The sequence below is a fragment of the Thermococcus thioreducens genome (assembly GCF_002214545.1).
GTDB lineage: Archaea > Methanobacteriota_B > Thermococci > Thermococcales > Thermococcaceae > Thermococcus > Thermococcus thioreducens.
Window position 1 is genome coordinate 1,695,376 of the sequence record NZ_CP015105.1, and the last position, 16,964, is coordinate 1,712,339.

The window sequence follows — 16,964 nt, forward strand, 5'->3', positions numbered from 1 at the left end:
GCCTTTTTGGAATCCTTTTTAGCCCCCTTGGGGAGCTCCACGCCGAAGTGCCGAAAGAGCCCCTCAACAACCTTCATTCCGATTCCCTCGACCTCCAGAAGGTCCTTCACCTTGGCGCGCATTATATCCTCCCGCGTCCTGAAGCCGGCGTTGTAGAGCGCCCTCGCCCTCTTTCTTCCTATGTTCGGCAGCCTGACCAGTTCGAGGAGTTCCTCCCTAACTCCGTGCCTCAGCCTCAGGTGCAGGTCTCTCAGATAGTCCAGCACGTCTTTCTCAGGCTCAAAGAGCTTGTAGAGTTCGATGAGCGAATACATCAGCCAGTCCGCCAGCTCCAGAATCCTGTAGAGGTCTCCGGGGTCTATGCTGTACGTCTCGTATATCCTCGCCTCCGGAACCTCGTTTATCCAGTCGAGGAGGATTTTTGCGGTCTTTATCTCGCCGAGGAAGGTCTGGAACCTGTAGTCCTCGTAGTAGGGGATGTTGGTGTAAAGCCTATCCTCGAACTCATACGCCAGGTCGAGGTAGTCCTCCATCTCCCGTCTCCGGGCGTTCAGCGTTGCCATGTCCGGCGTCGAGGCTATCAGCTGGAAGATTCCGAAGGGGTTGGGGTTGTTCTCCAGTCTCGGAAAGGCGTCCTTGAACTTCTTCGCCGTCAGCGGGTCGATGTAGAGCTGAGAGGTGCGCCTTCCAAAGGGAAGGGCTATGAAGCGGTCGTTCATGTCCATGTCCACGAACTCGTTTTCGATAAGAAAGTAGACTATGTCCTTCGCCTTGTACTCTATCGAGCTCGTGTCCTTCCTCTGGTGGAAGTAGAAGGTCTTCTCAAGGAAGCCTATCATCTCCCTGAAGTTTGACACGCCGAAGTTCGTTATCAAAGCCAGAACCTGACTCCTGAAGGCCTGCTCGTTGGCGAGCATCGAGAACAGCTTTTCCGGCTTACCGTGGATGTACTTCTCCATCAGCTTCCTTGGGTCTTCGGTTCTCGCTACGATTATCGCTTCGCCAACCCTGTCGTACTTCGGCCTTCCGGCGCGACCCATCATCTGCTGGATTTCGAGGACGGGGATGTCAGTCCAGCCGAAGCCGGCGTAGCGCTTGGTGTCGCGGATAATTACTCTGAATGAAGGGAGATTCACGCCGGCCGAGTTGTGGACTATGAATCCAACGCTGTAACTCTCGTCATCCTCGACCTCAAGATTATAGACGTCACCTTCGTAGAATTCTTCCTCAACGGAGCGTACCTTAAAGAGAAGATAGCCGTTCCATATTGTGTTCACGTTGTAGGTTCTATTTCCTTTCGGAGGAACCTCAAGGTCAAGCTCTTTGAGCAATTCATAGTAGGAGCGTCCGCTGATTTTAACCTCGTAGATTGGCTTCCTGCTTTTTCCAATTCCAGGCTTTCTCACGCTTCTCGAAATCGACGACACATAGCCGAGTGAGCCAAGGAGGAGCTGAAGCCCATAGGCTAATGTAGGCGAAACTGTGGTGTAACTTATATAGTTGGCTCTATTCTCACCGTCTCTCCGTATATAGCCGTCCCCCTCTATAAGGCCCCTAACCAGGCCAAGCCGAACCTCCCTGCTCCTATTAAAGAGAAGCACCGCAGGAATCCTTTTCTCATAGGCCCGGTGACCGATGTTTTCCCTGAGCCATTCAGCAAATCTCTTGTTGCAGAAGCGGACAACCCTCCTGTTCCGCTCGTGGTCCTTCACAACGACGTTAGCGTGTGGGAAATACTTTTTGATGGTCTGTACAAGGAACTCTGTAATCTGGTTTTCATGGGAGCCAATGGCGAAGTTTATGACCCCTGTTTTTGAGGTAGACCCCTCGGCAATCCACAGGCCTAACAGCCTTGCGGTTTCAAAGTTTAAAGGCAGGAATTCGGGTGTTCTCCCTATAGATGGGTGTAATTTATCCGTTTTTCCGAACTGATTTGAAACATAGATTGGTTCCCGCAGCGGGATTCTGTCTACTGCAACTTTTGGCTCTGGAACCGGCTGAAGGAGCATATACGACACTTTTTTGTCTTTATTGTTTTCAACGAGTTCCTTGAGTTCCTGAACGGTTATCCACTCCGGCCCTTTGAACTCCCACCAGATTACCTGTCTACCATCCGAGTAATGGGACTTATGGCGAATTCTCTTAACGACCCACACCATGTGTTCGGGAGTTACCCTCACCGGAACGGTTCCCCTCGCTTTGATTACTAGCATTTTACCGCGGTGAGGCCTTTTTAGGGGTGTTATAACTTTCTTAAAATGGCCGCTGTGAGTTAGAACTTCATCCCCTTCTCCAAGCTCGCTTACTTTTTTAACGCCGTTTTTTGTTATTACCGGGGTCTCTGGATGCATGCACAGCGTTGGAGTGGCCGTTATCACCTTAATCAAACCCCCCCTAAAGGCGTCCTCTATCATCGTCCTCTCCGCCCTGCTCAGCCCTGCGTGGTGGAAGGCCACACCACCTCTGATGGCCTTTTTGAGCTTCTCGTTGGTCGGGTTCTCCTCAAGGGAATCTGCGAGCTCCTTAAGCTGCCTCGTTTCAGGCTTCGTGAGAATGCGGGCTATCTTGGTTGACAGCGAGACGGCCTCCTTTTCCGCTGAACGCCTTGTATTGACGAACACCAGCGCCTGCTTTCCCCTTTTAACAGCATCGACCGCCAGACTCTCCCAGTTCTCCGGGTACCTCTCCCTCTTCCCGTCCTCCCAGATGAGCTCCCCGAGGTGGAAGACTCCCTTCCTCAGTTCAACCGGCCGCCAGTCGCTCACGACGAGCTCTGCGTTGAGCCACTCCGCCAGCTCCTCGGCGTTTCCGACGGTGGCACTCAGAGCCAGAATCTGGGCCCTGTCGAGCATGTGGCTGAGGATCATCTCCAGCGTTGCTCCCCTGTCATAGGAGCCTATAAGGTGAACCTCGTCGGCAACGACCAGCTTGACGTCCTTTATCCAGTTCGAGCCGTGCCTCAGGAGCGAGTCGAACTTTTCGGAGGTGGCGATGATTATGTCGTATCTCCCAAGCCAGTCGTCGGTCGAGTCGTAATCGCCGGTGGTCGCCGCGACGCGAAGACCCAGAACCTCCCAATCCTTGAACTCACGGTACTTTTCTTCAGCCAAAGCCTTCAGCGGAACGAGATAGACGGCCTTGCCGCCCTCTTGGAGGAGCTTGTTGACCATTACTACCTCACTCACAAGTGTCTTTCCGCTCGCGGTGGGGATGGCGAGGACTAAGTTCTTCCCATCGAGAACTCCGCTCTTAAGGGCTTCCGCCTGGGGCGGATAGAGTTCCTCTATACCCCTCTCGATTATGAGCCTTTTCACGCGTTCGTCAACCGGGAGTTCCTCGACCTTCATACCAATCACGAAAACTCCGAAGGGCACTTTATAGGTTTTTGGTTTCAGCTTGAAAACCCCAGAAAGCCCTACGAAAAGCTTAAATGAGATGGTCGGCTAGATAAAGACGTAAAGCCTTTCAGCGGTGGTGGAAAATGGTTAGGTCGTATGTTTTATTGACTGTGGAGATTGGAAAGGTCGAAAGCGTTATAGACGCCCTAAAGAGAATCCCGGGCGTTATAAGAGCCGACGCCGTCACCGGCCCCTACGACGCGATAGTCCACATCGAGGCCAAGGACCTCGGAGAACTCACCAGAAAAATACTCCACGACATACACAACATCGACGGTGTTATAGACACTACTACCGCCATAGTCGTGGAGATGGAAGAGGAGGAGTGATCACCTCTTTTTCTTCCTGGATTTGTGCTTCTTCTTGCCTTTGGCTTTAGCCCGGGTTTTCCTGATTTCCCTGATCTTCTGCCCCAGCATCCTGAGGCTCTTCCCCTTCGGGTGCTTGCTCTCAATGCGGAGCATTCCCCTGAGGCGGTACTCCTCGTCGAGGCCGGCCAAGCGGGGGTTGAGCTTTGACTCGTCGATTTCAACTATCTTCATGCCAAGTGCCCTGGCGGCATCGGCTATTTCGTGAATCCTGGGACCTTCAACCGCGAATTCCTTCCCTATCACCCGTCCATACCGCCTGCTGAGTCTGGAGTCGAGCTCGCTGGGCCACACTATGAACCTCTTCATCCCTTTCACCTGACAAGGTTTAAAAGATGAGCGTTAAAAACCCTTTTGGTGAGTCCCATGGAGACCTCTGTCTTTGAAAAGTACCTCTTCGGAAGGGCTGAGAGGGGAGACACAGTTCTTATTGAGTACCCACCCACGTATCCTCTTGGAAAGTTCTCGTGGGGATTCCTCATACCCAGCCTTATCGAGAGGGGAGGGGTCGTTATAGGTGATTTCTTCGGCATAGGTGACCTGCTGTTCAGAAACTACATACGCAGGGTTTCAGGCAAAGAGTACTCCGATATAATCGAGCTCATAAAGAAAATAAAGGTCGTTAAAATAGGCCCCGGCTCCGCCAGCTACGGAGAGGTCATAGAGGAGGTTGTCCCCGTCTACGACTCCCACAGCTTCCTCAAGAACTACCACACCGTCGTCAACAGAATGACGCACTCTCCCACGAAGCCGGAATACTTCGTAACCTTTGGGCTCTCACACTACGTCCACTTCGGCGGGGACGAGGCAATGAAGGCCATAATGACGGGAATAAGCACCATCCCCATGGAGGACTGGGTCGGAATCCACTTCCTCAATGTGGACGTTCTCAGCAGGGTTCATCTGGCTATGCTGGAAGAGATGGCGTCGATAGTGTTCCAGCTGTCGGACGAAGAAGTCATTGTAAAAAAGGGTGGTGAGGCGTTTGATTCGGGAGGGGGATAGGGTTCTCCTTATCGACAGACGGGGAAAAAAATACCTCGTAATGGTCTCGGAGAGGGAGTTTCATACCGACCTGGGCATACTCAAGCTCGGTGAGCTCATCGGAAAGGACTATGGAACCTCGATAACCAGTCATAAGGGGGAGGAGTTCCGCGTTCTGAAACCGGACATCAACGACATCATAGCGAAGATGAGGCGCGGGCCCCAGATCGTCCACCCGAAGGACGCGGGCATAATAATCGCCTACGCCGGCATCTCTCCGGGAGACACCGTCATAGAGGCCGGCGTTGGGAGCGGTGCGCTCACAATTTTCCTGGCAAACATCGTCGGGCCGAGCGGAAGGGTCATCAGCTACGAGGTCAGGGAAGACCACGCCGAGATAGCCAGGAAGAACGTCGAGCTTGCCGGCTTCTCCGACAGGGTAACGATAAAGCTCAAAAACATCTACGACGGCATTGATGAGGAAAGCGCCGACCACATCGTCCTCGACCTGCCCCAGCCGGAGAACGTCCTTCCCCATGCGGTGGAGGTTCTGAGGCCGGGCGGCTACTTCGTGGCATACACCCCCTGCATGAACCAGGTTCACCGCTTCTTCCAGGCCTTCCAGGAGTACCGGGAGGAGTTTTACAAACCAAAGGTCGTTGAAGTCCTCGTCAGGGAGCACGAGGTAAAGAAGGAGTGCATGAGGCCAAAGACAACGATGCTGGCCCATACCGGATACATAACCTTCATCAGGAAGCTGTGAAGTCGCTTTTTTCTGCGCCCCCTTCTCCACCATTCCCATCGTAGCTGATGTATGCAACGCTACCGAAAAGCAGCAGTCCGACTATTGCTTGGAGCACCGGGTTGCCAGGTATTCTCTGGAGCACTGAAACGTTGCTGTAGGTGATGGGCCAGAACAGCGACACGGCGGTGAGGACTACCGAGATTTGGTACACCAGTTTCTTCATGGCCTTTACCCCACTGCCCCCTTTCTGCGAACGTTTTTTAGTCTTTTCCCATCGGGGCCGAGAATCCTTCCGAGTATTGAACCAAAGGTTAACAACAGATTTATAAGCACCCAAAGTTGTGAACCATTAGATGTCCAACTTTGAACCCATGCACGGAGGTGTTCATTGTGTATAAGATCCTCGAAAAAAGGGAAATCGCCATGAGGAACACGTGGTATAAGGTTCACGCCCCCCACGTGGCCAGGAAGGTCCAGCCCGGCCAGTTCGTCATAGTCAGGGCATTTAAAAACGGCGAGAGGATTCCCCTCACGCCGGTTATGTGGGACAGGGAAGAGGGATGGATAGTTCTCATAGTGTTCACCCGTGGGAAGACCACCGCAAGGATGGCGGCCGAGCTCAGGGAGGGCGACGGGATACTCAACATAGCCGGCCCGCTCGGAAACCCCGTCGAGATGAAGAAGTTCGGGAAGATACTTGCCATCGGTGCCTACACCGGAATAGTCGAGGTGTACCCAATAGCCAAGGCCTGGCAGGAGCTTGGAAACGACGTCACAACGCTCCACGTCACCTTTGAGCCGATGGTCGTCCTGAAGGACGAGATGGAGAGGGCCGTCGGCAGGCACATCCTTGAGACCGTCCCGATAGACATGACCAAGAGCTTCCCCGAGAACATGAAGAACGTGACAAAGAGGCTCACGGAGAAGGCGCGCGAGCTTCTCGAAAAGGAGGAGTGGGATCTCGTCTTCATGGTCGGGCCGTCCGGCGACCAGAGAGCCGTTTTTGAGGTCGTTAAGGAGTTTGGCGTCCCTATGAAGGCCGACCTTCACCCGATAATGGTGGACGGAACCGGTATGTGCGGTGCCTGCCGCGTTACAGTAGGCGGCGAGGTCAAGTTCGCCTGCATAGACGGGCCTGAGTTCGACGCCTACAAGGTCGACTGGGACGTCCTCATATCAAGGAGCGGCTACTACACCGACATGGAGATGATGGCGATGCAGGAGTACATGAAAGCTCTCCAGGGGGGTGGGCAGTGATGGCCGTCAAAAGGAGGATCATCAAGGAGCGCGTTCCAACGCCGGAGCGGCCGCCGGAGGAGAGGGTTAAGAGCTTCGTTGAGGTCAACCTCGGCTACACCTTTGAATTAGCGGTTAAGGAGGCCGAGCGCTGTCTGCAGTGCCCCTACGACTACGCGCCCTGTATAAAGGGCTGTCCCGTTCACATTGACATTCCGGGCTTCATAAGCAAGCTCGTGGAGTACCGCGACGACCCTGATAGGGCTGTCAAAGAAGCTTTAAACGTCATCTGGGCCTGCAACTCTCTGCCGGCAACCACCGGAAGGGTCTGCCCGCAGGAGGACCAGTGTGAGATGAACTGTGTCATGGGCAGGGTCGGCGACAAGGTCAACATCGGTAAGCTGGAGAGGTTCGTGGCCGACTACGCCCGCGAAAAGGGCATTGACGAGGAGCTCCTCTTTGAGATGGTGCCAAGGATAGAGAAGAAGGGCCAGAAAGTTGCCATCATTGGTGCCGGCCCGGCTGGACTCACCGCCGCTGGAGAGCTGGCGAAGCTCGGCTACGACGTCACAATCTACGAGGCCCTCCACGAGCCCGGAGGAGTCCTGATGTACGGAATTCCGGAGTTCAGGCTGCCGAAGAGCATCGTCGAGAGCGAGATAGACAAGCTGAGGAAGCTCGGCGTTAAAATCCTCACCGACCACGTCGTTGGGAAGACCGTCACGATGGAGGAGCTCATGAAGGAGTACGATGCGGTCTTCATAGCATCGGGAGCGGGAACGCCAAGGCTCGTGGATGCCCCGGGAATCAACCTTAACGGCATCTATACAGCTAACGAGTTCCTCACGAGGGTCAACCTCATGAAGGCCTACCTGTTCCCGGAGTACGACACACCGGTCAAGGTCGGCAAGAAGGTCATAGTCATCGGTGCAGGAAACACGGCAATGGACGCGGCGCGCTCAGCGAGGCGCTTCGGCGTTGAGGTCACCATAGCTTACCGCCGTGGCCCGGAGGATGTTAGCGCGCGCGTTGAAGAGGTAGAGCACGCAAAGGAGGAGGGCATAAAGTTCGTCTACTTCGTCAACCCGGTTGAGTTCATCGGCGACGGGAATGGCAGGATTAAGGCCGTTAAGTTCGAGAAGATGAAGCCCCTAGACGAGAGGGACGGCAGGGGCAAGAGGAAGATAGTCGGCACCGGCGAGTACGTCACGCTTGAAGCCGACACCGTCATCATCGCCATCGGAAAGCACCCCAACAGGCTCATAGTCAACACCCCCGGCCTCAAGGTCGAGCGCGGAAAGATAGTGGTGGACGAGAACCTCATGACCAGCATTCCCGGTGTCTTCGCCGGTGGCGACGCGATAAGGGGCGAGGCAACAGTTATCCTAGCTATGGGCGACGGAAGGCTGGCGGCTAAGGCCATCCACGAGTACCTCACGAAGAAGAGGGAAAGCAAGAACGCGTGAGCCTCTCTTCTTTTTTCAACTACCCCCCAGTAGTTAACTTCTGCCCCAGTAGTTGAGGCACATTTATCAAAGTTCCAAGAGGAGTAGTTCTAAGGCGATGACGAGCCCTGGAGTGGCTGAGGGATAATATGATGATGGGCATACTGGCCGAGCCGCTAGGCTTTTAACATCTTTGATGAGAGGAAAAAGCGGGCGATGAAGACCTCTAGGGTATCTGAGACCGCGCTCCGCGCGGAAAAATGATGACGGTCAAGAACTGAGCTCAACCCTCTTCAATTTCCTCGATTTCTCCAAGCATCTCCTCGAACTTCTTGAAGTCCTCTGTCTTCGCTAGGAGTGTAACGAACTCGTCTATCTCGGACTTCTCAAGGAAGGCCCCCGCCAGGAGCTTCCCCGTATAGCGGTTGTTCTTTATCTCCCAGAACATGTAGAACTCGGGGAAGTTCTCCTTGATCTTCCGATAGGCAACGCCGTACTTGGAGTCCTTCAGCGGGTTCTGCTCGAGGTAGAAGTGGCCGGGCTCGAGCTCGATCATGTGTAGAACCGCTCCCCTCTTCGTTTTCACGAGCTTTACCTTGACATCCCATTCTTTGAGAACCCTCACGAAAACCACCAAAAACTAATCGGCGTCCAGATACTTAAGGGTTCCGAGCTGAGAAGAGAAAAGTTGGAAGGCCTCAAAGGCTCTCAAGGTACTCGGCGTAGGCCTTCGCGTCCATAAGCTCGCCGAGCTCCTCGTCGAGGTTGCTCGGATTGAGCTTGGCGATCCAGTTCTCGTAGGGGTCCTCGTTGATGAGCTCGGGACTGTCCTCAAGCTCTTCGTTGACCTCTATGACCTCGCCGCTAACGGGAGCGTAGACTTCACTCACAGCTTTGACGCTCTCAAGCTCACAGAGAACCTCGCCCTTGCTGACCTCCTTCCCAACCTCCGGGAGCTCGACGTAGGCAAGGTCGCCGAGCTCCTTCTGGGCGTAGTCGCTTATTCCGACGAGAACAGTCCCATCATCGAGAACCTGAACCCACTCGTGGTCTTTGGTGTAGTAAAGGCCTTCCTTGACCTTGTATTCCCCAACCTCAATCATGAGCATCACCGTTTTTCCCTACGCGGGCAGAGATTTAAACCTTTCCCCGGAAAAAGCTTAGCCGCAGGGTGGGGGAAGACCACCGAGGATGCCTGGGTTTGGAGGCCGTTTTTTCGAACTTGTTTCATATTTTTGGGCAACAGTTTTGCATCTGCAAAACCGTTATAACCTCTCAATCACTAAAATACCACATGAGCCGCGTCCCCTTTTACCTCAAGGAGAGGCTCGAAGGCCTGAGGGAAAGGGTTATCCACGAAGGGTTTGAGGCCTCAAAGCTCCCGCCCTGGGAAAGGGTCGTCATAACGTGGGTCGTCCTTATGGCCTTCTGGGTGGTGATAACCGGGAGCCCCAGAGCGGGGGATTTGGCCCTAGGCGCGGCCGTTACCTTGATGATAGCGGCTTTCATGCGCGACCTGCTCACGGAGGACATACGCAGGACGGGGCACATCGTCGAGAAGCTCCTGTACTTTGCGTTCATATACCTCCCGCAGTACCTCGTGATAATGGCCTTTCGCCTGCTGGAGAGCAACCTGAAGGTGGCAAAGAACGTAATTTTCATGGACATCAACCCGGGGATAGTCAAGATAAAGAGCGACCTCCACTCAGATACGGGAATAGCCATACTGGCCAACTCAATAACCCTGACCCCTGGGACGCTCACCCTTGACGTCAGCAAAAAGCTCGGCGAGACCTACCTCTACGTCCACTGGATAGACCTGGAGACACTCAACCGCGAGAAGGCCGGAGAAAAGATAAAGGGGGACATCGAGGAATGGCTCAAGAAGGTCTTCTGGTGAGCGCTTTCTACGTCCTCGTCTTCACGGCGATGCTGATAGCCTACCGCGTGGTTAGGGGACAGACCCTGCCAGACAGGATAGTGGGCCTGAACACGATAACGACGAAGGTGGTCGTCATAATAGCTGTCGTTTCAGTCATGAGAGAAGAGTACTACCTGATAGACCTCGCGATAGTCCTGCTGATGGTGAACGCCGTCGGCGGGCTTATACTCGCCAAATACATGGAAAGGAGGGCTTTACATGATTGAGATAATCCTCCTGCTGTTTGGAGAGGCCGTCATGGTCTTCGGGGCTCTGGGGATACTCCGCTTCCCCGACGTTTACACTCGCCTCCACGCGGCCACTAAGTGTGACACAGGGGGAGCGATGAGCATAATCCTGGCCCTAATCCTGATAATGGACGCCCCCGCAGTGGTCAGGGCCAAGTTCTTGGTTTTGGCCTTCCTGATAGCGATGATAAACCCCATGGTGAGCCACGCCATAGCGAGGGGGGCCTATAGATACGGTGTGAAGCCTAAGGTAGTGGTGGATATGTATGCTTGGGACAATCCTTGACGTGGTCTTCATAGCGATGATACTGCTGGCCATAGCAGTCGTTGAAGAGAAGAACCTGGTTAGTGCGGTCGTTAAATACTCTCTCCTCAGCCTGCTGTTCGTCTTGGCACTCTTCGAGCTTAAGGCACCGGATGTAGCACTCTCGGCGATAGTCGTCGGTGCGGTGGTTATAGGCGTCTTCCTCTTCACGATAGAGGAGGTGACGCGGTGAGGACTATAGCTCTGCCCCTGACCCTGGCCCTGGGGGCGTTCCTGCTTGGCCTGAGCTACTCTCCCTCCTACGGCGGAAGCTACGCATACTACGTCGCCAACTGGGGGGAGATCGGGATACCCAACCTTGTCTCGGCCATCTTAGCTGGCTGGAGGGCCTACGACAGCCTTGGCGAGGCGAGCCTTCTCTTTACCGCGGTCATAGGCTTTTACCTGCTCCTCGGGGGGAAGAAGAAATGAAGATGAGCGTTGTCGTGAGGAGCACCACCAAGATGATAAGCCCGTTCCTTGTAACATACGCCGCTTATCTCATGCTCTACGGCCATCTGAGCCCGGGGGGCGGCTTTCAGGGCGGGGTGATTCTCGCGGTGGCTGTGATACTCCTCATAACCGCCCACGGCTACAAGAAGGTCAGGAAGAGGTTCAAGTTCAACTGGGCGAGCCTGATAGAGAGCTCCGCGGGAGCGATGCTCGTGCTCCTTGGAATCGCCGGGGTGGCCTTCGGGGGCTTTTACGCTAATTTCCTGCCGACGGAGGGCGGCATAATACCCCCCTTCAACGTCATAGTGGGCCTTGAGGTCGGTGCCGCCTTCACCTTCGTCTTCTACATACTGCTGAGGTGGGTCGAAAGTGATTAGCCCGGAGCAGGCGGGAGTTATCATAATGCTGGTAGGGATATACGGCCTGATGGCGAAGAGGGAGCCTATAAAGCTGGTGCTCTCCATAAACGTGGTCTCCCTTGGCCTGGTGCTCTTCTTCATCGGCCTAGCATACTCCCCGGGAAGGGACGTCCCGATAATGCCGACGGATCCTGTCGACCCGCTCCCGGCGACGCTGATGCTGACGACGCTTGTCGTCGACGTCGCCATAACGTCGCTCGCGCTGGCAATAGTAATCCGCATGAGGAGGGATAGCCTGTGATTCCGCTGATGGTAGCTTTTCCGCTCCTGTTTGGGTTCATAATCGTCATCTTGGACACCCTGCGGGCGAGGAAGGTTTTAATAAAGGCCGCGTTCATTACCGGGGCGGTCCTACCGGCGGGGATATTCGTTCTCGACAACGGAAAGGCCGAGATAGTCGGGGGCTGGAGCAGGGTAGCTGGGATAGAGGTCGGAATCGGTGGAATCAATGAACCTTTCATCGCGGGGGAGCTTATGCTCTTCACGGTCGTTGCCCTCTATTCCATCTCCTACTTTGATTTCAGGGATAAGAAAACTCCCAAGGCCCTCGTCCTGTTCCTCCTGATGCACTCCGGCCTGCTGGGGGCCTTTATAGCCAGGGACTTCTTTAACTTCTACATCTACATGGAGATCGCCTCGGTTTCTGCCTTTGCCCTGGTGGCCTTCTCTGATGACCCCGGTTCGAAAAAGGCTGCCTTTAAGTACCTTATCCTATCCCTCCTCGCCTCATACCTCTTCATCTTCGCGATAGGCCTGATATATATGGAGACTGGCTATCTCAACATCGAGCTTATTGCAGAAAACGCCCTCCCGAGCAGGGAGCTTAACGTTGCCCTCGGGATAGCCTTTGCATCGCTCCTCCTGAAGGCGGGCATATTCCCCCTCCACGGCTGGCTGCCAAATGCTCATTCCGTCGCGTCAACACCCGCCAGTGCCCTGTTGAGCGGGATAGTAGTAAAGGCCCCCGCGTACGGCATGATACTGCTGTTCTCGGCCATGCCCGTTGGGGAGAGCCTGAAAACCGTCGCCTTGGCCGTGGCAGTTGCGTCGATATTTTTCGGCATAGTTATGATGCTCCCCCAGAGGGATGCGAAGCGCTTCCTCGCGTACTCCACGGTCTCCCAGATGGGGTACGTGCTCCTTGGGATAGCCACCTTCAACTTTACGGGGGCGGCTTACTACGCCCTGGCGCATTCCCTGGCCAAGGGGGGCCTCTTCCTGGGCGTCGGTAGTCTCGGAAGGAAGTCGAGGAAACTCGGGGAGTTCGGCTACAGGAACGCTCCGCTCATGGCTTTCTCCGTGCTCATGCTCAGCCTCGCCATAGGCGGAATTTCACCCCTAATAGGTTCCTACGCGAAGGGACTGCTTTCGTCCAGTCTCCCCGGAGGCTGGGACTGGCTTACCCCCCTCGGAACCCTTGGAACGATGATTGCATTTACCGGACTGAACTACCGCCTCTCAAAGGCAGAAAGCCCCGAGACTAGGCCCTCCTGGAGGCTCTCTGCTCTAGCGCTCGCGCTCCTTACTCTGGGTGGAGGCATATACCTCGGGGCAGGTATTAAGCCCGCCGATCTGGTCTACATTGCCTCCGCGGTGCCAGGGTTCTTTGCGCTGAAAAAGCTGGGAATTCCGGCGGTAGAACTGGAGGTAAAAAGAAACCGCGTGGGGGAGGAGATAAACATGCTGACAGCGGTCTTTGTGGCCTTTATGCTGGTGGTGCTCCTACTCCAGTGGTCTTAGAGTGACCTCCCTCACGACGTCCAGCCCTTCAAGCTCCGACCCAAGCTCTTCCAGCGTGCCGCTCATCCCGCTTACATCTATGACCGCGACTATTCCGGCCAGCTCTATGCCCTCAAGCTCCTCGGCCTCGCTGAAGAGTATGTTCGCCCCATGTTTCCCGAAAAGTCCGCTTATCTTGGCAAGAACGCCGGGTCTGTCCTCCACTATGAGCTCCACTTCCACGAGCTTCTTTCCGGGGAGGGCTATTCGCTCCATGTGAACCTCGTTGAGGTCGGTGTCTATCTCCAGAAGGAAGTACGCACCCTCAACGATTCCCAGTTCGTACGCGTAATCCTTGGGCAGCTCCACCTTGCCGTTCTCCCTTATCCTCACTATCTCATAGTGCCTCATAGTTGGAGCTATCCTCCCACAGAATAAAAGCCTTGCCTGGCGGAAGGATTATTAACCCACCGCCGTAATGAACCAGCATGGAAATCATAGGGTACGTGTTTGTCATCATAGCCTTCGCAAGACTGCTCGCTGAAGGCTTTGAGAGGCTGGGCTATCCCGGGTTCCTTGGTGAGATAACGGCAGGGATGATACTCAGCGCCGTCCTGCTTGAGATGCCGAGGGATCAGATGCTCCTCATGGCGGAGCTCGGCCTGTTCTTCCTGATGATCTCGGCAGGTCTGGAGGTAACTCCAGAAGAACTCCACTACGCCGGGAAGAAGACCCTCCCCCTATACGCGGTCACTTACCTGGTCATGCTGATGGTCACGCTCCCCTTCACAGGGTGGGAGCTTAACTCTGACTCCCTTATCGTTGCGGCGATAATTTCAACGGCTTCAGCCCCTATAGTCCTGAGGCTCAAGAGGTTCTTCGGGGAGGACTTTATCCATGTGGCACTATCCTACGCGGTCATAAGCGAGATAATGAGCCTCTTCATAGTCTACGTGATGGTCAGGATACACGAGACCCCCGGGGACTACATGCCCGTCGTTGAGAGCATACTGAAGGATGCCGTCTTCATAGGCGTCCTCATGTACGTTAACTACATAATAGGAATAAAGCACAAGGTCATGATAATACGCTTCCTCCGCAGGCTCAAGAGCGACGAGGCTGTTTTTGGCCTCTTCATGGTGCTCTCCACATCTCTCGCATTTATCAGCGACGAGATAGGCCTTCACTTCAGCATAGGCGGGTTCATGGCGGGCCTCATGATGCACAGCGACTTGGTTGGAACTAAGCAGTACGACCGGCTCACAACCATAGTCAGCGGCGTCACCTACGGCATCTTTGCCCCGATATTCTTCGCATGGCGCGGTCTCAACTTCGAGACGGAGCTGTCCTTCGTGGTCGTGGAGTTCTTCGTCCTAGTTTATACCGTGAGACTGCTCCTTTCTACAGTAATGGTGAGGCATGGTGACCTTTCAACGTCAGTCGTGAGGGGTGCCGGGATAGCCAGCTTCGGCGTCCTCGGCCTGCTCGTTGGTGAAATAGGCTTCGTTTCAGGAGTTTTAAGCCAGCACATGTACGCAATGGCATCCCTCGCCAGCGTCCTTGGAATCTTCACCTCGGCCACTCTGGGAAGGGCGGTCAACCATTACCAATCAAAATCCTCCGAAAGCGTAGCTTGATGCGAATTCGGGGGTGAGGCCGGTCATCCAACCCCAATAACGCCTATAATCCCCTCTTTCCAATATAGCGAAACGTTTTTAAGCCCGGCTCTAATTAGCGAGTAGACAAAGCGTCACTTTAGCATATAATCGTCTAACGTGTGAGAAAAGATAGGAGGAAGCCGAGATGAGCTGGACAACACCAAAGAGAGCTTTTATCGGTGCCGCTGCCGCTGAGGGAGGAACCAAACTCAACGCCTTTGACAACGCACTCCTCAAGCTCGGCATAGGAAACGTTAACCTCGTTAAGCTCAGCAGTGTTATCCCAGCGCACATCGAGTGGATCGAGGAGGTTCACGATGTCCCGATAGGAATGCTCCTTCCGACCGTTTATGCACACATCGAGAGCGACGAGCCGGGTATGACCATCAGCGCTGCCCTGGGAATAGGCATCAGCGAGGGCAACGAGGGAGGCCTCATTTACGAGTACTCCGGCTACTGCACTAGAGAAGAGGCGGAGGAGATGGTCAGGAAGATGGTCGAGGAGGGCTTTGAGCAGAGGGGCTGGAAGCTGGCCGAGTTCAAGGTCGCGAGCGCAAGCATAACAGTGAAGGACAGGCCGGCGGCGGCAATAGCCGCGGTCGTGATGTTCCCCTACTGAAGCCCACCCACCATTTTTATATCTCTCAGGACGAATCCCTTCTCACGTTTCTCAAAGAGGATGTTGTATCTGGTCGTCCCAGAAACCGCCCAGACCTGAACGAACTCAGTCCCATCGAGCAGATACTCATTCGTCCACAGAATCTCAAGTCCTATGCTCTTAAGGAACTCCGTGGGGGAGGTTCTAAGGACGACCCTGAAGCGTGAATCGTCGAACGTCTTCTCGAAGAAGCTCATAATCTCCAGAAAAGCCATGTACGGGTTGGTATCCTCAACGGGATACATGAACTTGACAGAATCCCCGTCGTTAAATGCCAGCGGATGTCTGCTCCCGTTGAAGGTTATTAGAGAAAGCTCAACGTGCGGGCTATCCTCAGAGAAGTGTATCTCGCCCACAACATGTGGGACGCCGTACCTTATTCCTTCGTGTATCTCCGGCACAGAGTCCTTAAGGAACTTTAGGAGCTCCTTATGGACTTTCTTCCACCACATCGTTAAACAGTAGTATAACCGCCTTATAAAAATATTCTTGGGGCCAAACGAACCTCAAGGTTTAAAACTCCTCACCCTACCTAAAGGCGGTGAGATTCATGGGATTCAACGAAAAGGAGAGAGCGTTCATAGAATGGTATCCCCGGGGTTACGGTGTGGGCTTTAAGGTTAAGGAGAAACTGTTTGAGACGCAAACAAAGTATCAGAGGCTTGAGCTGTACGAGACCGAGGGGTTTGGCAAGCTCCTCGTTTTAGACGGCACGGTTCAGCTTGTAGAAGTCGGCGAGGAGAGCTACCACGAACCGCTGGTCCATCCAGTTATGCTGGCCCACCCCAATCCGAGGAGGGTTCTCATTATCGGCGGGGGGGACGGCGGGACTCTCAGAGAAGTCCTGAGGCACGAGACCGTTGAAAGGGCAATAATGGTCGAGATAGATGAGATGGTCATGGAAATCTCAAAGCTCTACCTCAACGTTGCCAGGGGTGCCTTCGAGGATCCCCGTGCGGAGGTCATGGTCGACGACGGGGTGAAATACCTTCGGGAGACGGAAGAGCAATTCGACGTCATCATAGTCGACTCCACAGATCCCGTTGGTCCCGCAAAGCTCCTTTTCAGCGAGGAATTTTACCGCTCAGCATATGAAAAGCTGAGCGAAAAAGGCCTGTACATCACCCAGGCGGGGAGCGTTTACCTATTCACGAACGAGCTCCTCGACGCATACAGGGCCATGAAGAACGTCTTTGACAGGGTTTATTACTTCAGCTTCCCAGTAATCGGCTACGCTTCCCCCTGGAGCTTCCTCGTCGGGGTTAAGGGGGACGTTGACTTCACAAAGATAGACATGGAGAGGGCAAAAAAACTGGAGTTGTACTACTACGACCCCGAGAGGCATGAAACCCTTTTCCAGATGCCGAAATACGTCAGAGACCTTCTTGAAGGGACTCAGTAACGCCAT

Annotated in this window: 22 protein-coding genes and 1 pseudogene; 16 read left to right on the top strand and 7 right to left on the bottom strand. The window is 54.4% G+C overall.

From position 1 onward, the window contains the following. Positions 1–67: 67 nt before the first annotated feature. A pseudogene (locus tag A3L14_RS12080) lies at positions 68–3,347 on the bottom strand (DEAD/DEAH box helicase); the annotation flags it as partial. 134 nt (positions 3,348–3,481) lie between these two features. Here A3L14_RS12080 and A3L14_RS09405 point away from each other — a divergent pair. Next, the gene (locus tag A3L14_RS09405) at positions 3,482–3,727 is read left to right on the top strand and encodes an Lrp/AsnC family transcriptional regulator (protein ID WP_055430162.1); all 246 of its coding nucleotides are present in this window, start codon (positions 3,482–3,484) and stop codon (positions 3,725–3,727) included. Here A3L14_RS09405 and A3L14_RS09410 read toward each other — a convergent pair whose 3' ends face one another. Beyond that, complete coding sequence (locus A3L14_RS09410) at positions 3,728–4,075, bottom strand: signal recognition particle protein Srp19 (RefSeq protein ID WP_055430163.1); 348 nt, start codon at positions 4,073–4,075, stop codon at positions 3,728–3,730. It lies immediately after the preceding gene. A 57-nt stretch (positions 4,076–4,132) separates the two neighbouring features. Between A3L14_RS09410 and A3L14_RS09415 the strand changes: the two genes are divergently transcribed. Both A3L14_RS09415 and A3L14_RS09420 read left to right on the top strand, forming a co-directional pair. Beyond that, on the top strand, positions 4,133–4,771 hold the full coding sequence (locus A3L14_RS09415) for a DUF257 family protein (RefSeq protein ID WP_055430164.1): 639 nt from the start codon (positions 4,133–4,135) through the stop codon (positions 4,769–4,771). Beyond that, positions 4,752–5,513 carry a tRNA (adenine-N1)-methyltransferase gene (locus tag A3L14_RS09420; protein ID WP_055430165.1) on the top strand — a complete coding sequence of 254 codons (762 nt, stop codon included), beginning with the start codon at positions 4,752–4,754 and terminating at the stop codon, positions 5,511–5,513. The genes A3L14_RS09415 and A3L14_RS09420 overlap by 20 nt, the downstream gene beginning before the upstream one ends. On the opposite strand, the gene A3L14_RS09425 is transcribed toward A3L14_RS09420, so the two are convergent. Next, a complete protein-coding gene (locus tag A3L14_RS09425) occupies positions 5,500–5,718 on the bottom strand; it encodes a hypothetical protein (RefSeq protein WP_055430166.1) in 219 nt (72 codons plus the stop codon). The genes A3L14_RS09420 and A3L14_RS09425 overlap by 14 nt on opposite strands. 167 nt (positions 5,719–5,885) lie before the next feature. On the opposite strand from A3L14_RS09425, the gene A3L14_RS09430 reads away from it, so the two are divergent. Both A3L14_RS09430 and gltA read left to right on the top strand, forming a co-directional pair. Continuing rightward, on the top strand, positions 5,886–6,752 hold the full coding sequence (locus A3L14_RS09430) for a sulfide/dihydroorotate dehydrogenase-like FAD/NAD-binding protein (RefSeq protein ID WP_055430167.1): 867 nt from the start codon (positions 5,886–5,888) through the stop codon (positions 6,750–6,752). Continuing rightward, positions 6,752–8,197: an NADPH-dependent glutamate synthase gene (gene gltA / locus A3L14_RS09435; protein ID WP_055430168.1), complete on the top strand. Its 1,446-nt coding sequence runs from the start codon at positions 6,752–6,754 to the stop codon at positions 8,195–8,197. The genes A3L14_RS09430 and gltA overlap by 1 nt, the downstream gene beginning before the upstream one ends. Before the next feature lie 262 nt (positions 8,198–8,459). Here gltA and A3L14_RS09440 read toward each other — a convergent pair whose 3' ends face one another. Continuing rightward, positions 8,460–8,801 carry a DUF7132 family protein gene (locus A3L14_RS09440; protein ID WP_055430169.1) on the bottom strand — a complete coding sequence of 114 codons (342 nt, stop codon included), beginning with the start codon at positions 8,799–8,801 and terminating at the stop codon, positions 8,460–8,462. Positions 8,802–8,874: 73 nt separating this feature from the next. Beyond that, positions 8,875–9,279: a glycine cleavage system protein GcvH gene (gcvH, locus tag A3L14_RS09445; RefSeq protein ID WP_055430170.1), complete on the bottom strand. Its 405-nt coding sequence runs from the start codon at positions 9,277–9,279 to the stop codon at positions 8,875–8,877. 191 nt (positions 9,280–9,470) lie between these two features. Between gcvH and A3L14_RS09450 the strand changes: the two genes are divergently transcribed. Genes A3L14_RS09450 through A3L14_RS09485 form a run of 8 tightly spaced genes read left to right on the top strand, consistent with a single transcriptional unit; the run spans position 9,471 to position 13,261 of the window. Then, the gene (locus A3L14_RS09450) at positions 9,471–10,076 is read left to right on the top strand and encodes a Na+/H+ antiporter subunit E (protein ID WP_055430171.1); all 606 of its coding nucleotides are present in this window, start codon (positions 9,471–9,473) and stop codon (positions 10,074–10,076) included. Further along, positions 10,052–10,324 (top strand): monovalent cation/H+ antiporter complex subunit F, encoded by a 273-nt coding sequence (locus A3L14_RS09455; RefSeq protein ID WP_055430172.1) that lies wholly within the window; start codon positions 10,052–10,054, stop codon positions 10,322–10,324. Before A3L14_RS09450 ends, A3L14_RS09455 begins: the two co-directional genes overlap by 25 nt. Then, entirely contained in the window at positions 10,317–10,631 is a 315-nt protein-coding gene (gene mnhG, locus A3L14_RS09460; RefSeq protein ID WP_055430173.1) for a monovalent cation/H(+) antiporter subunit G, read from the top strand. Before A3L14_RS09455 ends, mnhG begins: the two co-directional genes overlap by 8 nt. Then, a complete protein-coding gene (locus A3L14_RS09465) occupies positions 10,612–10,842 on the top strand; it encodes a hydrogenase subunit MbhD domain-containing protein (RefSeq protein ID WP_055430174.1) in 231 nt (76 codons plus the stop codon). Before mnhG ends, A3L14_RS09465 begins: the two co-directional genes overlap by 20 nt. After that, entirely contained in the window at positions 10,839–11,081 is a 243-nt protein-coding gene (locus A3L14_RS09470) for a hypothetical protein (protein WP_055430175.1), read from the top strand. Before A3L14_RS09465 ends, A3L14_RS09470 begins: the two co-directional genes overlap by 4 nt. After that, entirely contained in the window at positions 11,078–11,479 is a 402-nt protein-coding gene (locus tag A3L14_RS09475) for a Na(+)/H(+) antiporter subunit B (RefSeq protein ID WP_055430176.1), read from the top strand. Before A3L14_RS09470 ends, A3L14_RS09475 begins: the two co-directional genes overlap by 4 nt. Next, positions 11,472–11,762: a cation:proton antiporter subunit C gene (locus tag A3L14_RS09480; RefSeq protein WP_055430177.1), complete on the top strand. Its 291-nt coding sequence runs from the start codon at positions 11,472–11,474 to the stop codon at positions 11,760–11,762. The genes A3L14_RS09475 and A3L14_RS09480 overlap by 8 nt, the downstream gene beginning before the upstream one ends. Continuing rightward, positions 11,759–13,261 carry a proton-conducting transporter transmembrane domain-containing protein gene (locus A3L14_RS09485; RefSeq protein ID WP_055430178.1) on the top strand — a complete coding sequence of 501 codons (1,503 nt, stop codon included), beginning with the start codon at positions 11,759–11,761 and terminating at the stop codon, positions 13,259–13,261. The genes A3L14_RS09480 and A3L14_RS09485 overlap by 4 nt, the downstream gene beginning before the upstream one ends. Here A3L14_RS09485 and A3L14_RS09490 read toward each other — a convergent pair. Beyond that, complete coding sequence (locus tag A3L14_RS09490) at positions 13,244–13,651, bottom strand: ACT domain-containing protein (RefSeq protein WP_055430179.1); 408 nt, start codon at positions 13,649–13,651, stop codon at positions 13,244–13,246. The genes A3L14_RS09485 and A3L14_RS09490 overlap by 18 nt on opposite strands. Positions 13,652–13,728: 77 nt before the next feature. Between A3L14_RS09490 and A3L14_RS09495 the strand changes: the two genes are divergently transcribed. Both A3L14_RS09495 and A3L14_RS09500 read left to right on the top strand, forming a co-directional pair. Beyond that, on the top strand, positions 13,729–14,877 hold the full coding sequence (locus tag A3L14_RS09495; RefSeq protein WP_055430180.1) for a cation:proton antiporter: 1,149 nt from the start codon (positions 13,729–13,731) through the stop codon (positions 14,875–14,877). A 166-nt stretch (positions 14,878–15,043) separates the two neighbouring features. Beyond that, the gene (locus A3L14_RS09500; RefSeq protein ID WP_055430181.1) at positions 15,044–15,517 is read left to right on the top strand and encodes a pyruvoyl-dependent arginine decarboxylase; all 474 of its coding nucleotides are present in this window, start codon (positions 15,044–15,046) and stop codon (positions 15,515–15,517) included. Here A3L14_RS09500 and A3L14_RS09505 read toward each other — a convergent pair. Next, on the bottom strand, positions 15,511–16,008 hold the full coding sequence (locus tag A3L14_RS09505; protein WP_055430182.1) for a hypothetical protein: 498 nt from the start codon (positions 16,006–16,008) through the stop codon (positions 15,511–15,513). The genes A3L14_RS09500 and A3L14_RS09505 overlap by 7 nt on opposite strands. A 98-nt stretch (positions 16,009–16,106) precedes the next feature. Between A3L14_RS09505 and speE the strand changes: the two genes are divergently transcribed. Continuing rightward, positions 16,107–16,958, top strand: a complete 852-nt coding sequence (speE, locus tag A3L14_RS09510) for a polyamine aminopropyltransferase (RefSeq protein WP_055430183.1) — start codon at positions 16,107–16,109, stop codon at positions 16,956–16,958. Positions 16,959–16,964 lie beyond the last annotated feature (6 nt).

Bases quoted from the DNA above. Each gene is read 5' to 3' on its own strand.
- A3L14_RS09405 (WP_055430162.1), top strand. From the start codon at position 3,482: ATGGTTAGGTCGTATGTTTTATTGACTGTGGAGATTGGAAAGGTCGAA.
- A3L14_RS09410 (WP_055430163.1), bottom strand. From the start codon at position 4,075: ATGAAGAGGTTCATAGTGTGGCCCAGCGAGCTCGACTCCAGACTCAGC.
- A3L14_RS09415 (WP_055430164.1), top strand. From the start codon at position 4,133: ATGGAGACCTCTGTCTTTGAAAAGTACCTCTTCGGAAGGGCTGAGAGG.
- A3L14_RS09425 (WP_055430166.1), bottom strand. From the start codon at position 5,718: ATGAAGAAACTGGTGTACCAAATCTCGGTAGTCCTCACCGCCGTGTCG.
- gltA (WP_055430168.1), top strand. From the start codon at position 6,752: ATGGCCGTCAAAAGGAGGATCATCAAGGAGCGCGTTCCAACGCCGGAG.
- gcvH (WP_055430170.1), bottom strand. From the start codon at position 9,279: ATGATTGAGGTTGGGGAATACAAGGTCAAGGAAGGCCTTTACTACACC.
- A3L14_RS09450 (WP_055430171.1), top strand. From the start codon at position 9,471: ATGAGCCGCGTCCCCTTTTACCTCAAGGAGAGGCTCGAAGGCCTGAGG.
- A3L14_RS09455 (WP_055430172.1), top strand. From the start codon at position 10,052: ATGGCTCAAGAAGGTCTTCTGGTGAGCGCTTTCTACGTCCTCGTCTTC.
- mnhG (WP_055430173.1), top strand. From the start codon at position 10,317: ATGATTGAGATAATCCTCCTGCTGTTTGGAGAGGCCGTCATGGTCTTC.
- A3L14_RS09465 (WP_055430174.1), top strand. From the start codon at position 10,612: ATGCTTGGGACAATCCTTGACGTGGTCTTCATAGCGATGATACTGCTG.
- A3L14_RS09475 (WP_055430176.1), top strand. From the start codon at position 11,078: ATGAAGATGAGCGTTGTCGTGAGGAGCACCACCAAGATGATAAGCCCG.
- A3L14_RS09490 (WP_055430179.1), bottom strand. From the start codon at position 13,651: ATGAGGCACTATGAGATAGTGAGGATAAGGGAGAACGGCAAGGTGGAG.
- A3L14_RS09495 (WP_055430180.1), top strand. From the start codon at position 13,729: ATGGAAATCATAGGGTACGTGTTTGTCATCATAGCCTTCGCAAGACTG.
- A3L14_RS09500 (WP_055430181.1), top strand. From the start codon at position 15,044: ATGAGCTGGACAACACCAAAGAGAGCTTTTATCGGTGCCGCTGCCGCT.
- A3L14_RS09505 (WP_055430182.1), bottom strand. From the start codon at position 16,008: ATGTGGTGGAAGAAAGTCCATAAGGAGCTCCTAAAGTTCCTTAAGGAC.
- speE (WP_055430183.1), top strand. From the start codon at position 16,107: ATGGGATTCAACGAAAAGGAGAGAGCGTTCATAGAATGGTATCCCCGG.